This is a genomic window from Palleronia salina (genome assembly GCF_900141995.1).
Classification (GTDB): domain Bacteria; phylum Pseudomonadota; class Alphaproteobacteria; order Rhodobacterales; family Rhodobacteraceae; genus Palleronia; species Palleronia salina.
In genome coordinates, this window is record NZ_FQZA01000003.1 from 167,950 (window position 1) to 184,507 (window position 16,558).

A 16,558-nucleotide genomic window follows, 5' to 3' on the forward strand; every position below is an offset into this window, starting at 1 on the left:
GGCCCCGTTGCTTGACTTTGCCCGGCCCGCTTGAATTAACAGGGGGAAGACCCCCACGTCACATCGATACCCAAAGACGAGCGATCCCGATGGAAAAGATTGCACTGACCCGCGATGGCCAAGCGGCCCTGAACGCCGAATTGAAGCATCTGAAAAGCGAAGAGCGCCCGGCCATCATCCGCGCGATCTCCGAGGCGCGCGAGCATGGCGACCTGTCCGAGAACGCCGAATACCATTCGGCCAAGGAAAAACAGTCGTTCATCGAGGGCCGCATCAAGGAGATCGAGGGCATCCTGTCGCTGGCCGACGTGATCGACACGTCGAAGCTTTCGGGCTCGATCAAGTTCGGCGCCCACGTCACCCTTGTGGACGAGGACACCGACGAGGAGAAGACCTACCAGATCGTGGGTGAACCCGAGGCCAATCTCGAAGCCGGCAAGCTGAACATCAAGTCGCCGCTGGCCCGTGCCCTGATCGGCAAGGAAGAGGGCGACAGCGTCGAGGTGCGCACGCCCGGCGGCGAGAAATCCTACGAAATCCTCAGCGTGGTCTACCGCTGAGCCGACGCTTTCGCGAAAGGGGCGCGGTGCCATGTCCGACGATTCGGGCCTGAACTTCCCGCAGGATGCCGCCGACCGCATCGGTCGCGTGCAGAAGATCGGCGGCGGCGCGGCGCTGGGCTGGTCGATCCTGTGCGCGATCTTCTTCGTGCTGATCGGCCGCAGCGACGGTGAAACCTCGGGCATGCTGGCCGCGATCCTCGTGGTCATGGCGCTGGTTCTGCCGCTGGCCCTGATCCTCGTTGCGACCGCGCTGGCAGTCCAGAGCGCGCGCAGCGACGGACGCGCGCTGGCGCTGCGCCACGCCATTTCCGCCGGGCGTCGGCAAGCCCTGCCCGAGCCGCCGAGCGTCGACCTGTCGCCCATCGAGGCGCGACTGGCCGAACTGTCCAGCCGGATCGAGGACATCGAAATCTGGCTGAGCGACCGGGCCGGTGCGATCGACACCATGGCACAGCAGGCAACGGCCCCCAGCCCCCCACCGGTGCCGTCCGAGGATGCTGCCGTGACGGTGCCGGGGCCCGTGCCGGGCGAGACCGATCCCGACGCGCCAGACCTCGGCCTGGCGCCCGCGCCCGAGCGGGGGGGCGGTCCGCTGTCGCTCGACACCCTAATCCGCGCACTGGAATTTCCGTCGGACGCCGATGACCAGGCCGGGTTCGACGCCATGCGCGCCGCGTTGCAGGACCACCGGGCGGCCCAGCTGGTGACGGCGGCGCAGGACGTTCTGACCCTGCTCAGCCAAGACGGGCTTTACATGGACGACATGCCGCCCGACCGCGCGCGGGTCGAGCTGTGGCGCGCCTTCGCCGATGGTCTGCGGGGTGGCGAAGTCGCCCCCCTGGGCGGGATCCGCGACGAAGAGGCGCTGGCCATCTGCATCTCGCGCATGCGCAGCGACACGATCTACCGCGACGCGATGCACCATTTCCTGCGGCTGTTCGACCACCGCTTCGCCGAGATCGCGCCCGAGGCCAGCGACGCGCAGATCGCCGCGCTGACCGACACCCGCTCGGCCCGCGCCTTCATGCTGCTCGGCCGCGCGACCGGTATCTTCCAGGGCTGAACTGCGGGCGGGCCGAAGGTTCGATCTTCTCCGCACCCGCTTCTGTCTGAATGGCCGCTCCCGCCATGCCGCCCGAGGGCTCGGCCGCGACCGATCCGCGGACCGAGGACCACGGCATAGGGCAATTTCCCGAAAGGTGGCTGACCTGCCCGGCGCAAGGGCTGCGATCAGGCCATCGGTGCCCGGCGGGGAACAGACGTCACGTGGCACCCTTCGCGGCGATATGTGAGGTGCTCGTTTCACTGCTTTCAGCAAATAGCGGCAAGCGGGCAAAGCCGACGCTCGGCCCTGCCACGGGTCGAAAGGCTTGGCCTCAGAACCGGTCCAGCAGGCGGCGCAGGTAGTCGCGCTCGGCCTCGGGCCGGGCCTGCTCGCCCGAGCGGCGGCGGATCTCGTCCAGCAGCTCCTCGGCCCGGCGATAGACATCTTCTTGGCCCAGCATCTGCTCTTCCGAGCCCATCTGCCCATTCTGCCCCGCCTCGCGGCCCAGCGGGTCGCGTGATCGGCCGCTGGGGTCGCCCTCGGCGGTGGCTTGACCCTGTCCCTGGCCCTGCTGCTGTTGCTGCTGGTTCTCGGCCAGGGCTTCGCCCAGCGACCGCATGCCTTCGCGCAGGGCTTCCATGGCTTCGGACTGGTCGTCCAGCGCGCGGGAATAGTCGCGCTCGCGCAGGGCTTCCTCGGCGCCGTCCATGGCGCGGCCCGCACGGTCCAGCGCGTCGCGCGCGGCCTCGCCGGCCTCGGTGCCCGCGCCGGGCAGGTTGCCCTCCTGGCGCCGCAGTTCGTCGCGCAGGGCCTGCTGACGCTGGGCAAGCGAGTCGCCCATCCCCTGCTGGCCGTTCTGACCCTGCTGGCCGCCCTGGCCCTGCTGCTGGCCTTGCTGCTGCCCCTGGCCGGGCTGCTGGCCCTGTTGGCCTTGCTGGCCCTGACCCTGCTGCCCCGGTTGCTGGCCCGGCTGCTGACCCTGCTGACCCTGTTGCCCCTGCTGACCCTGCTGCTGGCCTTGCTGGCCGAACTGTTCCTGCAGGTCGCGGAAGGCTTCGTCGCTCAGCTCCTGCTGGTCGCGCAGGGCCTGCTGCATGTCCTGCATGGCCTGCTCGCCGGGGCTGGGTTCGCCCTGGCCGCCCTGGGTCACCTGCATGTTCTCCATCATGCGGTTCAGCTGTTCCAGAAGCTGCTGCGCCCCGGCCATGCGGCCCTGCTCCATCAGTTCCTGGATGCGGTCCATCATCTCCTGGATCTGGTTGCCGGTGATCTGCTGGCTGTCGCCCTGGGCCTGCTGCTGTTCCTGGCCCTGGCTCTGCTCGGCCAGCTGGCGGATGTAATCCTGAGTCGCCTCGCGCAGCTCCTGCATCAGCTCGGCGATCTCGGCCTCGTCCGCGCCGTTCTCGATGGCCTCGGACAGGCGCTCCTGCGCGCGGCGCAGGCGTTCCAGCGCGTCGGCCAGGTCGCCGTATTCCAGCTCCTGCGCGATGTCCCACAGCTCGGCCGCGATTTCTTCCTGCCGCTCGACCGACAGGGGCCCGTCGGCGATGCCGGATTCGAGGCGCCGGATCACCACCCGCAGCCGCAGGTAGAGGCTCTGGTCGCGGAACGCCTCTTCGGGGCGCCACGACACGGCGCGCAGGATCTGGGCCACCCGGCGGGCATTGTCGCGCGCCCACAGAAGGTCGCGGCGCTGTTCGATCACGGCCTTGGCCATGGGGTCGAAATAGCGCAGGCCGGCAAGATCGGCCGAGACAGCACCGGTGCCGCCCTCCTGTCCCAACTCGTCCGACACGACATAGCGCAGCGTCACGGGCAGGTTCGCCCAGGGGTGTTCGCTGAAATTCTCGATCAGGGTGCCCGTGAATTCGGAGCGGTCGCCGCTGATGGGCAGGGGCAGGTTCACGACCAGCGGGTCGCGCGGGTCGGGGTCGGTGGCAAGGCCGTAGCGGCGGTCGATCGCATCCATGTCCAGCGTGATCTCGACCTGGCCGCCGGTCACGCCGTAATCGTCGCTGGCCGCGAAGGGCTGGCGGAATTCACCCGATTCGCCACGCTCGGGCGTGCCGGTGACCTCGATCGCTGGCGGGGCGTCGGGGGACAGCTCCACGTCGAAGCTGCGGCCGCCCGGGCCGTCGATGGCGATCTCGCCCGGCTGCATGACGCGGAAGCTCTGGACCGGGGCGGCGGCGCTGCCCGCGTCGCCGATGGCCGCCGACACGGTTTCCGACACCGTCAGGTCCCCCGCGGCGCCGTAAAGGCGCAGGGTGACATCCGCGCCCTCGGGCACCGTGATCGGCCCGTCGGGGAGGTCGGCCAGGTAAAGCGACGGCAGGCCGGTATAGGCCGGCGGCTCGATCCAGCCTTCCCAGCTGGGCCCCGAGGCCATGGCGGGGCCGCCCGGCCCCATCTGCGCCACGCTGCCCACCCGCAGGAAGGACCCGAACAGCAGCGCCACGGCGAAGGCCAGCAGCGCGACGTAGCGCAGCGCGAACGGGTCGCGCGCGGCGATGCGCAGGTCGGGCTCCACCGCGCGTGCGGCGCGGATGCGGTCGGCCATGCGGGCCAGGTGCGCCTCCCATATGGCGCGCGAGGCGGCATCGGTTCCGCCGATGGCCTGCGCGTCCGACAGCGCGGTGATCGGCCGGCCGGGCAGCGATTCGTCCAGCCGCACCAGGGCGTCGGTCTCGCTGGGCCAGCGGAAGCGACGGAGCCCGAGGACAAGCGCGACCAGCGCCCCCAGCCCGGCGACGAGCGCAAGGCCCCAAACCAGCTCCAGCGGCAGGGCGTCCTGCACCCCCAGCATCAGCGCGGCCAGCACCGCAAGGCAGATGGACCACAACGGCCAGAAGGCGCGCGCCATCCGCTCGGCCAGCAGGCCGGCGCGGGTGAGGGTCAGCGGTCGCCGCAATCCGCGGCGGGCGATCTCGGGCAGGCGTGTCGAAGGTTGCATGAAACTCCGCGACGGCAGGCGGCGCCGACGGCGGAGGATGCCACCGTCAGAGCCATTGAGGAATGATATCCCGTGCGATCATATCGTCAAACGTCGGGCGGGGGCGAATGACGGCGCTGTGATCGCCGTGAACCAGCACCTCGGGCACCAGCGGGCGCGAGTTGTATTCCGACGCCATGACCGCGCCATAGGCGCCCGCGCTGCGAAAAGCGACCAGGTCGCCGGCCTTGAGCGGCGGCATCGACCGCGTCTTGGCGAAGGTGTCGCCGCTTTCGCAGACCGGCCCGACGATATCCATCGGCGCGTACTCGACGCCCGGCGCGGGCTCGACCAGGGGCACGATATCGTGATGCGCGCCGTACATGGCCGGGCGCAGCAGGTCGTTCATCGCGGCGTCGAGAATCAGGAAGGTGCGATCTTCGCCCTCCTTCACGTAGATCACCCGCGACACGAGGATCCCCGCGTTGCCCGAGATCAGGCGCCCCGGCTCGATCTCGATCTCGCAGCCCAGGTCGCCCACGGTGCGGCGGATCAGGTCGCCGTAATCGCTGGGCAGGGGCGGGGCGAGGTTGTCGCGCGTATAGGGGATGCCCAGCCCGCCGCCGAGGTCGAGGCGCGAGATCTCGTGCCCGTCCGCGCGCAATTGCCGCGTCAGGTCGGCCACCTTGCCATAGGCGGCCTCGAACGGCGCGAGCGAGGTCAGCTGGCTGCCGATATGCACGTCGATGCCGATGACCTTGATACCGGGCAGGCGCGCCGCCTCGGCATAGATCTCGCGCGCGCGGGCGATGGGGATGCCGAACTTGTCCTCTTTCCGGCCGGTGGCGATCTTCTCGTGCGTCTGCGCGTCCACGTCGGGGTTCACGCGCAGGGTGATCGGGGCTGTGGCGCCCATCCCGGAGGCGACCTCGGACAGGGCCAGCAGCTCGGGCTCGGATTCCACGTTGAACTGGCGGATACCGCCCTCCAGCGCCTGCGCCATCTCCTCGCGGGTCTTGCCCACGCCCGAGAACACGATCCGCTCGCCCGGGATGCCCGCGGCGCGGGCGCGGGCGTATTCCCCGCCCGACACCACATCGACGCCCGCGCCCAGGTCGCCCAGCAGTTTCAGCACGGCCACGTTCGACAGCGATTTCATGGCGAAGCACACCAGGTGGTCCATGCCCGCCAGCGCCTCGTCGAACAGGCGGAAATGGCGGGTCAGGGTCGCAGCCGAGTAGCAGTAGAACGGCGTGCCGACCTCGGACGCGATCTGGGCCAGATCGACGTCTTCGGCCATGAGGCGTCCGTCACGATACAGAAAATGGTCCATGGGTCCGTTCCCCGCGTTGCTGAGGGTTCCTGCGTGCGATGGAGCCAGTAAGCCGCGCGACGCCACGGCACAAGCCCCGCACCGCCTCGGGGCTGCCACCCGCGGGCACGGCACCCCGCGGCGGGCCGCCGTCGCCGCGTATCCGCCCACGCGCATATCCGCGCGATTTTTCGCCGGACCCATGGTCCTCCGGTCCGATGGGTACTGGTTCCGGCGGAACCTTTCCCGCCGGGTGCGACTTTTTGGAAGTACCACGAGGATGTTTTACGATGACCGACACTGCCGGATTGGCGGAACTGGCCGAATTACGGGTCGCCCTCCACGAGATGGAGGGCTCACTCGGGCTGCACGACATGACCCGCAACGAACGCGACGTGCTGTGCGCGTTCCAGTACGCGGGGGCTGAGAAGGGACCGGTGTCAAGCGAGGCCGCGAAGTCCTCGGACCTGCTGTCCTCGGTGTCCCACGCGACGTTCCACCGCTCGCTCCGGTCGCTGCTGGAGAAGGGCTACGTGCAACTGGCACCCGATCACCGGGCCAAGCACTACGTCATCCCCTCCGAAGCCAGCCCCTGCGCACGCTGAGGCGGGCGGCCCGCCGAAAACCAGCCAGGCAAAGAAAAACCCCCGAACGCGAATTCGGGGGTTCGAGCGTTTGTCAGGCGACGACGGGTGCTTACAGCAGCCCCTCGCGCTGGGCCTTCTTACGCGCCAGCTTGCGCTGACGGCGGATGGCCTCGGCCTTCTCGCGCGCCTTCTTCTCCGAGGGCTTCTCGAAATGCTGCTTGAGCTTCATCTCGCGAAAGACACCCTCACGCTGGAGCTTCTTCTTCAGGGCACGCAACGCCTGATCGACGTTGTTGTCACGAACGCTGACCTGCATGTGGTTTTCACCACCTTTCTAGCTAGAGTTTCGAACAATTGCAGGAGGCTGGCGATTTAGCAGGCAAAGCTTAGATTGTCCAGCAACAACACGCGCCGCCGCGCGCCGACCCGTGACCAAAGGACCCCGCATGACCGATACCAAGGACGCCCTGCTCGACGCCGCCATGATGCACGTGCCTTTCGACGGCTGGTCCGAGACCACGCTGCGCGCCGCCGCCCGCGACGCCGAGGTGCCGCTGGAACAGGCGCGGGCGCTGTTTCCGCGCGGCGCGGTCGACATGGCGCTGGCCTTCCACAAGCGCGGCGACGACCAGATGGCCGCCGCCCTGCGGGACGAGCCGCTCGAGGACATGCGCTTTCGCGACCGGGTGGCCCGCGCCGTGCGGCTCAGGATCGAGGTGATCGACGACAAGGAGGCCGTGCGCCGCGGCACAACGCTCTTCGCCCTGCCGCAGCACGCCGCCGACGGCACGAAGGCCTTGTGGGCCACCGCGGACCGGATCTGGCGGGAACTCGGCGACAGCTCGGACGACATCAACTGGTACACCAAGCGCGCCACGCTGTCGGGCGTCTACGGCAGCACGGTGCTCTACTGGCTGGGCAACGATTCGCTCGGCGCGCAGGATACCTGGGCCTTCCTCGACCGCCGCATCGACGACGTGATGCGCATCGAGAAGGTCAAGTCGGCCGTGAACGCCAATCCGCTGACGCGCACGCTGTTCGCCGGCCCCAACTGGCTGGCCTCAAAAGTCCGCGCGCCGGGCGACATGTCGGGCTATCCCGGCCGCTGGACCGACGGCTGAGCCGCGCGCGGCCCCACCTGACCACGAACGAGGACTGTCCATGACCGACCAGATGCGGGTGATCGAGATTTCGCAACCCGGCGGCCCCGAGGTGCTGACCGAGGCGCGCCGCTCCGTGCCCGAGCCAAAGGCGGGCGACGTGCTGATCCGCGTGGCCTTCGCCGGGGTGAACCGCCCCGACGCGCTGCAACGGGCGGGCGCCTACGACCCGCCGCCCGGCGCCAGCGACCTTCCGGGGCTCGAATGCGCGGGCGAGATCGTCGCGGTGGGCGACGGCGCGGGCTGGAACGTGGGCGACCGGGTCTGCGCGCTGCTGCCCGGCGGCGGCTACGCCGAATACGTCACCACCCCCGGCGCGCATTGCCTGCCCGTCCCCGACGGAATGGACCTGAAACAGGCCGCCTGCCTGCCCGAAACCTTCTTCACCGTCTGGACCAACGTCTTCGACCGCGGGCGCCTGCAAGGGGGCGAGCGGCTGCTGGTCCATGGCGGCTCGTCCGGCATCGGCAGCGTCGCGATCCAGCTGGCCAAGGCCTTCGGCGCGCGGGTCTTCACCACCGCAGGCTCGGACGAGAAATGCGCCTTCTGCACTGACCTGGGCGCCGACCGCGCCATCAATTACCGCGACGAGGATTTCGTCGCCGTCCTGCGCGACGCGGGCGGGGCCGACGTGATCCTCGACATGGTGGGCGGCGACTACATCGCGCGCAACCTCAAGGCGCTGGCCGAGGACGGGCGGCTGGTGCAGATCGCCTTCCTGGGCGGCCCCAAGGCCGAAATCAACTTCGCGCCGCTCATGGTGCGGCGGCTGACCATCACGGGCTCGACCCTGCGCCCGCAAAGCGACGCGGCCAAGGCCTCCATCGCCGATGCGCTGCGCCAGCATGTCTGGCCGCTGCTGTCCTCCGGCAAGGTCGGCCCGGTCATCCACAGCACCTATCCACTGGCCGAGGCGGCGGCGGCGCACGCGCTCATGGAAAGCTCGGAACACATGGGCAAGATCGTCCTGGAGGTCGCAGGCCAATGAGCATGTCCCTGTCCCGCCGCACCGTTCTGGGCGGCCTCGCCGCGCTGGGCGCCGCACGTCCGGGCTGGAGCGCCGAGGCGCGCTGGTCCGAACTGTCGGACCGCGCAGCAGAATTTTCGCAGATCCGGTCGATGATCGTCTCGCGCGGCGGCACGCCGCTGGTCGAACGGGTCTTCGCCGGCCCGTCGCTCGACACGCCGGTGAACGTGAAATCGGTGTCCAAGACCATCGTGTCGGCGCTGGCCGGCGTGGCGCTCGACCGGGGCGAGCTTCCGGCGCTCGACGCCACGCTCGGCGACGTGGCGCCGCGGCTGATCCCGAACGGGGCCGATCCGCGCGTCCGCGAGATCACGGTCGAGAACCTGCTCTCGATGCAGGCGGGGCTGGAGCGGACATCGGGCGGCAATTACGGCGGCTGGATCGCGTCGTCCAACTGGGTTTCCGACGCGCTGTCCCGGGACTTCGTGGCCGATCCCGGCGGGCGGATGCTCTATTCCACCGGCTCGACCCACGTGCTCGGCGCGGTGCTGTCCGAGGTTTCTGGCCTCTCGCTCCTCGAGCAGGCGCGGCAGCGGCTGGGCGCCCCGCTGAACATCCAGATCCCGCCCTGGACCCGCGATCCCCAGGGCCGCTACATGGGCGGCAACCAGATGGCGCTCAGCCCGCGCGGCATGATCCGCTTCGGGCAGCTCTACGCCCGCGACGGCACTTGGGACGGCGAGCAGGTCATCGGCGCCGACTACGTGGTCCAATCCCACCGGCCGCGCACGCGCTCGCCCTGGTCCGGCCTCGGCTACGGCCTCGGGTGGTTCCTGGGGCAGGAGGCGGGCGCCGATTTCGCCCTCGCGCGCGGCTACGGCGGACAGGTCATCTGCGTGGCCCCGTCGCTGGACCTCGTGGTGGCGATCACGTCCGACCCGAACCAGCCCGCCCGGTCCCAGGGCTATTTCGGCGAGCTGATGACCCTGCTGCGCGACGCCATGCAGATCGCCGCCAGCGCCTGACACGCTGCGGCCCTGCGGCGGCACCGCCCACAGGGTGTCGCCGTGCGCACGCATTCTCGGGCGCCCGCCCTGCATCACTGGTCTTCAAATACCTCCGGGGGAGTCCGCGCAGCGGACGGGGGCAGCGCCCCCGACCCCCTCAGGCCGGAAGGACCTTGCCCGGGTTCATGATCCCGCCGGGGTCCAGCGCCGCCTTGATCTGCCGCATCACGGCCAGCGCGGCGGGATCCTTGCGCCGGCGCATGGAGCCCTGCTTGCCCAGGCCGATGCCGTGCTCTGCCGAGAACGAGCCGCCCAGGTCGGCGACGATATCCTCGACCAGTTCCATCATTGCGTCGTGGGCCGCCTCGGAATGGTCCGACGGCCAGATCGTCAGGTGGATGTTGCCGTCGCCCAGGTGCGACACGACCATGCTGCGGGCGGCCGGGTCGGCCTTGGCGATGGCGTCGTCCGCGCGGTCGAGGAACCGGGCCACGGCGTCCAGCGGCACCGACACGTCGGTGATGACGCCGGGCCCGCCCGCGACGGTCAGCTCGCCCGCGATCTCGCGCCGGGCCCAGATCTCGCGCCGCTGCGCCTCGGACCGCGCCACCATGGCGTCCAGCACCTGGCCGCTCTCGATGCGCTCGGCCAGCACCTCCTCCAGGTAGGATTGCACCGGCACCGTGCCGTCCGCCGCGACCTCGGCGTCGCGCGGGGCAGTGGCGCCGATCTCGACCATGATGTTGTGCTCGTACTCGTCGTCGAAGGGCCGCTTGGCCTTCGGATCATGCGCGATATGGGCGTCGATGTAGGTCTTCGGCATGTATTCGAACGCCTCGACCGCGCCGCCGGTGGCGGTCTGCAGTTCGTTCAGCAGCTGAAGTCCCGCGTCGAGATCGGGCACCGAGACCATGGCGGTGGCATAGGCGGCGGGTTTCGGGAACAGCCGCACCACGGCGGCGGTGATGATGCCCAGCGTGCCCTCCGCGCCGATGAACAGGTCGCGCAGGTCGTAGCCCGAGTTGTCCTTCACCAGCTCGGTCATCAGGTCCATCACCTCGCCCGAGGGCAGGACGACCTCCAGCCCCAGGCACAGCGCGCGGGTATTGCCGTACCGCAGCACGTTCGACCCGCCCGCATTGGTGCCCAGCACACCGCCGATCCGCGCCGATCCACGCGCGCCGAACGTCAGCGGAAACACCAGGTCCTCGGCCTCGACCGCCTCGTGCAGCTGGCTCAGAACCACGCCCGCCTCGACCACGGCCAGCCGCGACGGCGCGCGTACCTCGCGGATGCGGTTCATCCGTTCAAGGCTCAGCGCGATGCGTCCCGGCGCGTGGGTGCCCCCCATCAGGCCGGTATTGCCCGCAACGGGCACCACCGGCACGCCCGCCCGACCCGCGAGCTTCACCACCGCCGCGACCTCCTCGGTCGAGCCCGGGCGCACGGCGGCCAGCGGCTCGCCCTCGTAGGCGCCGGTCCAGTCGCGGGCGAAGGGCGCCGCGTCAGCGCCGGTCAGCACATGCGCGTCGCCCACTATGTCGCGCAGCTCGGCGATCACATCCATGGTTGGTCCTCCCTGATCCGCGCCCTTTCTGGCGCAAGCCCCGGCGCTTGACCATCCCCGCCGCGCGGCCATCTGAGGGGCAGGGCGAAAGGAGCGACCATGGCGCTGCACGGCAAGCTGATCGACGACGCAAGCGGCACCGCCGCCGAGACCGATACGGAGTGGGAGCTGATCTCGGACCGGGTCATGGGCGGCGTGTCCGAGGGCGCGCTGACCACGCACGAGGTCTCGGGCCGCCGCGCCCGGCACATGACCGGGCAGGTCAGCCTCGAGAATGACGGCGGCTTCCTGCAGATGGCGCTGGACCTTTCGCCCGATGGCGGCGCGATCGATGCCTCCGGTTTCGAGGGGATCGAGGTGACCGCGCGCGGCACCGGCAGCGACTACAACATCCACCTGCGCACCGAGGCGGTCGCGCGGCCGTGGCAAAGCTATCGCCTGACCTTCCACGCGGGCCCCGACTGGGCCACCCACAGGCTGCCCTTCGCCGATGTCACCGCCCACCGGATCGACGCGCCTTTCGACGCGGCCACGCTCCGGCGCATCGGCATCGTGGCCATCGGTCGGCGCATGCAGGTGGACCTCGCCGTGGCGCGGCTGGCGTTCTACTAGCTTTCGTCGAAGCCGCGCAGGTCGGCGTATTCCGCCAGCGGCAGGCGTTCGGTCCGGACCGCGTTGACCGGGGCGTCCGGGTCGGCATGGCCCAGCGCGATACCGCAGACCACGATCTCGCCCCCGGGCAGGCCCAGCTGTTCCGCCGCCACGTCCCCGTGATTGGCCAGCGCGCCGATCCCCGAGGTGGCAAGCCCCCTGTCCTCGGCCGCCAGCATCAGCGCCATCATCGACAGGCCCAGGTCCATGAAGCATCCCTTGCCCATGTCGGCGCGGATGGTCACGACGATGCCCACCGGCGCGTCGAAGAAGCGGTAGTTGCGGGCGAATTGCGCGCGGCGGCCCGCCACGTCCCGCCGGGCGATGCCCAGCGCCTCGTAAAGGGCGTAGCCCGCCGCGCGCTGGCGTTCCTTCAGGTCGGGCGTCATGTCATCTGGGAAATAGCTGTATTGCGACACGTGCGGCCGGCCCGCGGCGGCGGCGCCGGTCAGCGCGTCGGTCAGGGCGGCCAGCGGGGCGCCGGTCAGCGCGATGAAGCGCCCCGGCTGCAGGTTGGCGCCCGAGGGCGCTTGCCGCGCCGCGGTAAGGATGGCCTCGATCTCGGCGCGCGGCACAGGGGTGCCGCGGAAGGCGCGGACCGACCGGCGCCGCGCCAGGAGCTCGGCCACGCGCGTCACGGGCAGCTCAGGCCCGCGACAGCACCGACCGGGGCCGCGCGCGATACAGCATCAGCGTCAGCATTCCGGCCAGCACCGCCTTGATCAGGTCGCCCGGGATGAAGGCCGTGACCAGCAGCGCGGCCTCGCCCCAGCTGCGTCCCAGCACCAGCGACATGCCGGTGATCCCGCACAGGTAAAGCACGCCGATGCCGCCCAGGATGGCGCCCGCACCGGCGGCCAGGCCCACGGGCAGGCGCGACAGGCGCTCGGTGATGAACCCGGTGGCGAAGGCCGCCACGGGGAAGCCCAGCGCGAAGCCCACGGTGGGCGAGGCCAGCACGCCCAGCCCGCCGCGCCCGCCCGACAAAAGCGGCAGGCCCAGCAGCGTCAGGCCAAGAAACAGCAGCGCCGCCAGCCCGCCGCGCTTTGCGCCCAGCACGGTGCCGGCCAGCATCACGCCCAGCGACTGCGCGGTGATCGGCACGCCGAAGGCCAGCGTGATCGGCGGGATCAGCCCCAGCACGGCGATCAGCGCGGCGAACATCGCCACCATGGTCAGGTTACGTTCCATCGCTCGTCGTTCCTTCGATCAATCCGCCCCGGGCGCGCAGCGCCAGGGCCACCTGCTCCGCATCGTCCAGCGCGTGCACGGCCAGCGGGCCGAGGATGCGCCAGGACGGGCCCTTGCGTGCCGAGCGGGCGCGCCAGCTTTGGCGCAGCCGCCCCGCAGCCATGGTCAATGACGGCACGAAACGCAAGACCAGCGCAAGGGCCAGCGCCGCCGGGCGGGTGTTCAGACCCATCCGGCGCAGCGGCGTCGCCAGCCACTGCACCAGCGCGACCATGTCCGACAGGGGCGTGGTCATGGTGACCAGCGTCGCCAGCGCCACCGCCGTCACCAGCCGCAACGCCAGCAATGCGCCCAGGGCAGGGTTGCCGTCGATCCCGTGCCAGGCCAGCAGGATCGCCACGAAGGGCCAGAGCGGCCAGAGCCGTCGCAGCCCGGCCCGCGCGAAGGTGACTCCCCCGGTGAGATACAGCGCCAGCGTGGCGGCGAAGGCCCCCGCCATCGCCGCCGGGCTGTCCAGCGCGAAGAGAAGGATCGTCGCGCAGGCCAGCGCCCCCAGCTTGGCCCCGGCGGGCCAGCCATGGGCGCGGGTACGGTGCGGGGCCGTCAGGCTCAGCATCAGGCCGCGTCCCCGGCGCCGAGCGCGCGCATCCGCGTCTCGTAGGCGGCCAGCACGCGGTCGGGCGCGCCGTCCTCGGCCACGCGCCCCCGTTCGAGCCACACGACCCGATCGTAGCCGCGCAGATCCGCCGGCGCGTGGCTTATCTGGACCAGCGCGCAATCCAGCCTGTCCAGCACCCGCGACAGCTGCATCGCGGTGGGTATGTCGAGGCCCGCGAAGGGCTCGTCCAGCACGATCAGCCGCGGCGCCATGAGCAGGATCGCCATGAGGCACACCAGCTGCTTCTGCCCGTGCGACAGGTCCTGCGTGGCGCGGTCGGCCCAGTCGTCGCGGCCGAAGCGGGCCAGCATGTCGGCCACGGCCCGCGCGCGATCGGGCTTGGGCCATCCCATCTGGCCCAGCCCGAAGTCGAGTTCCTCCGCCACGGTGGGGAAGATGATCTGGTGCTCGGGGTTCTGGAACAGAAGGCCCACGGCCCCCAGCGCGCCGCGCCGGTCGCGCGCGACGTCGATCCCGGCGATGCGGACCCGCCCCGTCACCGGGATCAGTCCGCAGATGGCGCGGCCAAGGGTCGACTTGCCCGACCCGTTGCGCCCCACGATGCCGATCCGCCGCTCGGACGCGGTCAGCGACACGCCGTCGAGAATGGCGCGCCCGTCGATGCGGTAGCCCAGATCGGCGATATCGATGAGCGGCGTGTCGGGCATGGCGATCCTTTCGCGGCCCGCTTCTATCCCATGCGGATCACGGCTGCACTAGCCGTCGGGCGCGCGGGGGTTCCACCCCCGTCCGCTGGCGCGGACTCCCCCGGAGGTATTTGAAGACCAGTGATGGGCGCGGGCGCGCGGTCAGGCGGTTTTCCAGTCGAAGAAACCGTCGCCGGCGCGCTCCAGCAGGCGGCGGGCCAGCGTGTCGCCCAGGGCGGGGCCTTCGGCGATGGGGCCCTCGATGCTGTCCGACAGCGCCTCGGACCCGTCGGTGCGCAGGATCTCGCCCCTGAGCGTCAGGCGGTCGCCGTCGAGCTCGGCCAGCCCGGCGATGGGCGTCTCGCAGGAGCCGTCCAGCGTGGCGAGGAAGGCGCGCTCGGCCGCCAGACGCTGGCCGGTCTCGATATGGTGGATCGCGGCCAGCATCTCGGCCGCGCGGGTGTCGTCGACGCGCCGCTCGATCCCGATGGCGCCCTGGGCCACGGCGGGCAGCATCTCGGCCTCGGGGACGGGCGCGCGGGGCACGTCCTCCATGCCCAGGCGGTTCAGGCCGGCCACGGCCAGGAAGGTGGCGTCGGCGACCTTGTCCTCGAGCTTGCGCAGGCGGGTCTGCACGTTGCCGCGGAACTCGACCACCTTGAGGTCGGGGCGGCGGTTCAGAAGCTGCGCGCGGCGGCGCAGGGACGAGCTGCCCACGGTCGCGCCCTCGGGCAGGTCCGAAAGCGCCCCGCCCGAGAGCGAGATGAAGGCGTCGCGCGGATCCTCGCGCGGCAGGTAGGTGTCCAGCGTCAGGCCCTCGGGCTGCACCGTCGGCATGTCCTTCATGGAATGCACCGCGATGTCGATGGCGCCCGACAGCAGGTCGTCCTCGATCTCGCGCGTGAACAGGCCCTTGCCGCCGATTTCCTTCAGGGGCCGGTCGATGATGCGGTCACCGGTGGTCTTGATGACCACGATGGTGAACGCCTCCGACGGCAGGCGGAACGCGTCGGCCAGGCGCGCGCGGGTCTCGGTCGCCTGGGCCAGCGCCAGGGGCGATCCGCGCGTGCCGATCTTCATCGGGGTGTCGGGTGTGGGCAAATCCATGGGGCATGCGTAGCCGTGGCAGGCGGGGCTGACAACCGAAACCGTCTTGACATTCTGACACTCCACCCCGACCCAAGCGGGGCAGATGACGGGGGATGGCATGGCCGAAAAATTGCTGATGCGCGCGCTCGGGGGCGAGACGCTGGACGTGCCGCCCGCGTGGATGATGCGGCAGGCGGGCCGCTACCTGCCCGAATACCGCGCCACCCGCGCGCAGGCGGGCGATTTCCTGTCGCTGTGCTACAATCCCGAGCTGGCGGCCGAGGTCACGCTCCAGCCGATCCGTCGCTTCGGCTTCGACGCCGCGATCCTGTTCGCCGATATACTGCTGGTGCCCCAGGCGCTGGGCGCCGACCTGTGGTTCGTCACCGGCGAGGGGCCGCGCCTGTCGACCATCACCACGCGCGACGAGGTCGACGCGCTGAAGCCCGTGGACGCGATCCACGAAACGCTGAACCCGATCTACGAGACCGTGCGCATCCTGTCGCGCGAACTGCCCGCCGAGACGGCGCTGATCGGGTTCGCGGGCGCGCCGTGGACGGTGGCCACCTACATGGTCGCCGGGCGCGGCACACCCGACCAGGGGCCGGCCCATGCCTTCAAGGACGGCGACCGGGCGGCGTTCACGGCGCTGATCGACCGGATCACCGCCGCCACGATCGAGTACCTGTCGGCCCAGATCGACGCGGGCGCCGAGGTGGTGAAGGTCTTCGACAGCTGGGCCGGGTCGCTGAAGGGCGCCGATTTCGACGATTTCGCGCTGACACCCGCCAAGGCCATCGTCGCGGCGCTGAAGGCACGGCATCCCGGCGTGCCGGTCATCGTCTTCCCGCGCGAGGCGGGCGAGGCCTACAAGGGCTTCGGTCCCGCGACGGGCGCCGATTGCGTGGCGCTGGACCAGTCGGTCAGCGCCGAGTGGGCGGCGGCGCACGTGCAGCCCGAGGTGTGCACCCAGGGCAATCTCGCCCCCGAGCACATGGTGACGGGCGGGCAGGCCCTGGTGGACGAGGTGCGGCGCATCCGCGACGCGTTCTCGGGCGGGCCGCATATCTTCAACCTGGGCCACGGGATCACGCCGGACGCGGATCCCGACAACGTGGCGCTGATGCTGGAAACCCTGCGCGAGACGCGCGGCTAGGTCATATTCTGGGCAACTTTGGCGGC

Annotated in this window: 17 protein-coding genes; 8 read left to right on the plus strand and 9 right to left on the minus strand. The window is 70.5% G+C overall.

Going from position 1 to position 16,558, the window contains the following annotated elements; genetic code table 11:
- The first annotated feature begins 89 nt into the window (after positions 1-89).
- On the plus strand, positions 90-560 hold the full coding sequence (gene greA / locus BUB76_RS06135; protein ID WP_073127860.1) for a transcription elongation factor GreA: 471 nt from the start codon (positions 90-92) through the stop codon (positions 558-560).
- Positions 561-591: 31 nt separating this feature from the next.
- Positions 592-1,626 (plus strand): hypothetical protein, encoded by a 1,035-nt coding sequence (locus BUB76_RS06140; RefSeq protein WP_073127862.1) that lies wholly within the window; start codon positions 592-594, stop codon positions 1,624-1,626.
- Between the two features lie 313 nt (positions 1,627-1,939).
- On the opposite strand, the gene BUB76_RS06145 is transcribed toward BUB76_RS06140, so the two are convergent.
- Both BUB76_RS06145 and lysA read right to left on the minus strand, forming a co-directional pair.
- Complete coding sequence (locus tag BUB76_RS06145; protein WP_073127864.1) at positions 1,940-4,561, minus strand: DUF4175 domain-containing protein; 2,622 nt, start codon at positions 4,559-4,561, stop codon at positions 1,940-1,942.
- A 46-nt stretch (positions 4,562-4,607) separates the two neighbouring features.
- Entirely contained in the window at positions 4,608-5,873 is a 1,266-nt protein-coding gene (gene lysA, locus BUB76_RS06150) for a diaminopimelate decarboxylase (RefSeq protein ID WP_073127866.1), read from the minus strand.
- Positions 5,874-6,199: 326 nt separating this feature from the next.
- Here lysA and BUB76_RS06155 point away from each other — a divergent pair, with 326 nt between their 5' ends.
- Positions 6,200-6,457 carry a hypothetical protein gene (locus tag BUB76_RS06155; protein WP_139250794.1) on the plus strand — a complete coding sequence of 86 codons (258 nt, stop codon included), beginning with the start codon at positions 6,200-6,202 and terminating at the stop codon, positions 6,455-6,457.
- A gap of 91 nt (positions 6,458-6,548) precedes the next feature.
- On the opposite strand, the gene rpsU is transcribed toward BUB76_RS06155, so the two are convergent.
- Complete coding sequence (gene rpsU / locus BUB76_RS06160; RefSeq protein WP_007255353.1) at positions 6,549-6,755, minus strand: 30S ribosomal protein S21; 207 nt, start codon at positions 6,753-6,755, stop codon at positions 6,549-6,551.
- Positions 6,756-6,885: 130 nt separating this feature from the next.
- Between rpsU and BUB76_RS06165 the strand changes: the two genes are divergently transcribed.
- The 3 genes from BUB76_RS06165 to BUB76_RS06175 are packed head-to-tail and all read left to right on the plus strand — an operon-like array spanning position 6,886 to position 9,591.
- Positions 6,886-7,560, plus strand: a complete 675-nt coding sequence (locus BUB76_RS06165) for a COQ9 family protein (protein ID WP_073127870.1) — start codon at positions 6,886-6,888, stop codon at positions 7,558-7,560.
- Between the two features lie 40 nt (positions 7,561-7,600).
- Positions 7,601-8,587, plus strand: coding sequence for an NAD(P)H-quinone oxidoreductase (locus tag BUB76_RS06170; RefSeq protein ID WP_073127872.1), 987 nt, complete (start codon positions 7,601-7,603; stop codon positions 8,585-8,587).
- A 2-nt stretch (positions 8,588-8,589) separates the two neighbouring features.
- Positions 8,590-9,591 (plus strand): serine hydrolase domain-containing protein, encoded by a 1,002-nt coding sequence (locus tag BUB76_RS06175; RefSeq protein WP_073127874.1) that lies wholly within the window; start codon positions 8,590-8,592, stop codon positions 9,589-9,591.
- A 139-nt stretch (positions 9,592-9,730) separates the two neighbouring features.
- Here BUB76_RS06175 and BUB76_RS06180 read toward each other — a convergent pair whose 3' ends face one another.
- Positions 9,731-11,140, minus strand: coding sequence for an FAD-binding oxidoreductase (locus BUB76_RS06180; RefSeq protein ID WP_073127876.1), 1,410 nt, complete (start codon positions 11,138-11,140; stop codon positions 9,731-9,733).
- A 99-nt stretch (positions 11,141-11,239) separates the two neighbouring features.
- On the opposite strand from BUB76_RS06180, the gene BUB76_RS06185 reads away from it, so the two are divergent.
- A complete protein-coding gene (locus BUB76_RS06185; protein ID WP_084140565.1) occupies positions 11,240-11,752 on the plus strand; it encodes a CIA30 family protein in 513 nt (170 codons plus the stop codon).
- Here BUB76_RS06185 and BUB76_RS06190 read toward each other — a convergent pair.
- The 5 genes from BUB76_RS06190 to hemC all read right to left on the minus strand — a co-directional run bounded on the left by BUB76_RS06190 (position 11,749) and on the right by hemC (position 15,394).
- Positions 11,749-12,420, minus strand: a complete 672-nt coding sequence (locus tag BUB76_RS06190) for a nitroreductase (protein ID WP_236737871.1) — start codon at positions 12,418-12,420, stop codon at positions 11,749-11,751. The two genes, BUB76_RS06185 and BUB76_RS06190, sit on opposite strands and share 4 nt — an antisense overlap.
- Positions 12,421-12,436: 16 nt before the next feature.
- Positions 12,437-12,982, minus strand: a complete 546-nt coding sequence (locus BUB76_RS06195; protein ID WP_073127879.1) for a biotin transporter BioY — start codon at positions 12,980-12,982, stop codon at positions 12,437-12,439.
- A complete protein-coding gene (locus tag BUB76_RS06200) occupies positions 12,972-13,598 on the minus strand; it encodes an energy-coupling factor transporter transmembrane component T family protein (protein ID WP_073127881.1) in 627 nt (208 codons plus the stop codon). The genes BUB76_RS06195 and BUB76_RS06200 overlap by 11 nt, the downstream gene beginning before the upstream one ends.
- Positions 13,598-14,308 carry an energy-coupling factor ABC transporter ATP-binding protein gene (locus BUB76_RS06205; RefSeq protein WP_073127883.1) on the minus strand — a complete coding sequence of 237 codons (711 nt, stop codon included), beginning with the start codon at positions 14,306-14,308 and terminating at the stop codon, positions 13,598-13,600. The genes BUB76_RS06200 and BUB76_RS06205 overlap by 1 nt, the downstream gene beginning before the upstream one ends.
- A gap of 141 nt (positions 14,309-14,449) precedes the next feature.
- The gene (hemC, locus tag BUB76_RS06210) at positions 14,450-15,394 is read right to left on the minus strand and encodes a hydroxymethylbilane synthase (RefSeq protein WP_073127885.1); all 945 of its coding nucleotides are present in this window, start codon (positions 15,392-15,394) and stop codon (positions 14,450-14,452) included.
- 100 nt (positions 15,395-15,494) lie between these two features.
- Here hemC and hemE point away from each other — a divergent pair, with 100 nt between their 5' ends.
- Complete coding sequence (gene hemE, locus BUB76_RS06215; protein ID WP_073127886.1) at positions 15,495-16,532, plus strand: uroporphyrinogen decarboxylase; 1,038 nt, start codon at positions 15,495-15,497, stop codon at positions 16,530-16,532.
- Positions 16,533-16,558 lie beyond the last annotated feature (26 nt).

Coding starts and splice junctions, on each gene's coding strand:
- hemC (WP_073127885.1), bottom strand. CDS start 15,394: ATGGATTTGCCCACACCCGACACCCCGATGAAGATCGGCACGCGCGGA.
- BUB76_RS06185 (WP_084140565.1), top strand. CDS start 11,240: ATGGCGCTGCACGGCAAGCTGATCGACGACGCAAGCGGCACCGCCGCC.
- BUB76_RS06195 (WP_073127879.1), bottom strand. CDS start 12,982: ATGGAACGTAACCTGACCATGGTGGCGATGTTCGCCGCGCTGATCGCC.
- BUB76_RS06205 (WP_073127883.1), bottom strand. CDS start 14,308: ATGCCCGACACGCCGCTCATCGATATCGCCGATCTGGGCTACCGCATC.
- BUB76_RS06155 (WP_139250794.1), top strand. CDS start 6,200: ATGGAGGGCTCACTCGGGCTGCACGACATGACCCGCAACGAACGCGAC.
- BUB76_RS06180 (WP_073127876.1), bottom strand. CDS start 11,140: ATGGATGTGATCGCCGAGCTGCGCGACATAGTGGGCGACGCGCATGTG.
- hemE (WP_073127886.1), top strand. CDS start 15,495: ATGGCCGAAAAATTGCTGATGCGCGCGCTCGGGGGCGAGACGCTGGAC.
- BUB76_RS06175 (WP_073127874.1), top strand. CDS start 8,590: ATGTCCCTGTCCCGCCGCACCGTTCTGGGCGGCCTCGCCGCGCTGGGC.
- BUB76_RS06200 (WP_073127881.1), bottom strand. CDS start 13,598: ATGCTGAGCCTGACGGCCCCGCACCGTACCCGCGCCCATGGCTGGCCC.
- BUB76_RS06170 (WP_073127872.1), top strand. CDS start 7,601: ATGACCGACCAGATGCGGGTGATCGAGATTTCGCAACCCGGCGGCCCC.
- greA (WP_073127860.1), top strand. CDS start 90: ATGGAAAAGATTGCACTGACCCGCGATGGCCAAGCGGCCCTGAACGCC.
- lysA (WP_073127866.1), bottom strand. CDS start 5,873: ATGGACCATTTTCTGTATCGTGACGGACGCCTCATGGCCGAAGACGTC.
- BUB76_RS06145 (WP_073127864.1), bottom strand. CDS start 4,561: ATGCAACCTTCGACACGCCTGCCCGAGATCGCCCGCCGCGGATTGCGG.
- rpsU (WP_007255353.1), bottom strand. CDS start 6,755: ATGCAGGTCAGCGTTCGTGACAACAACGTCGATCAGGCGTTGCGTGCC.
- BUB76_RS06140 (WP_073127862.1), top strand. CDS start 592: ATGTCCGACGATTCGGGCCTGAACTTCCCGCAGGATGCCGCCGACCGC.
- BUB76_RS06165 (WP_073127870.1), top strand. CDS start 6,886: ATGACCGATACCAAGGACGCCCTGCTCGACGCCGCCATGATGCACGTG.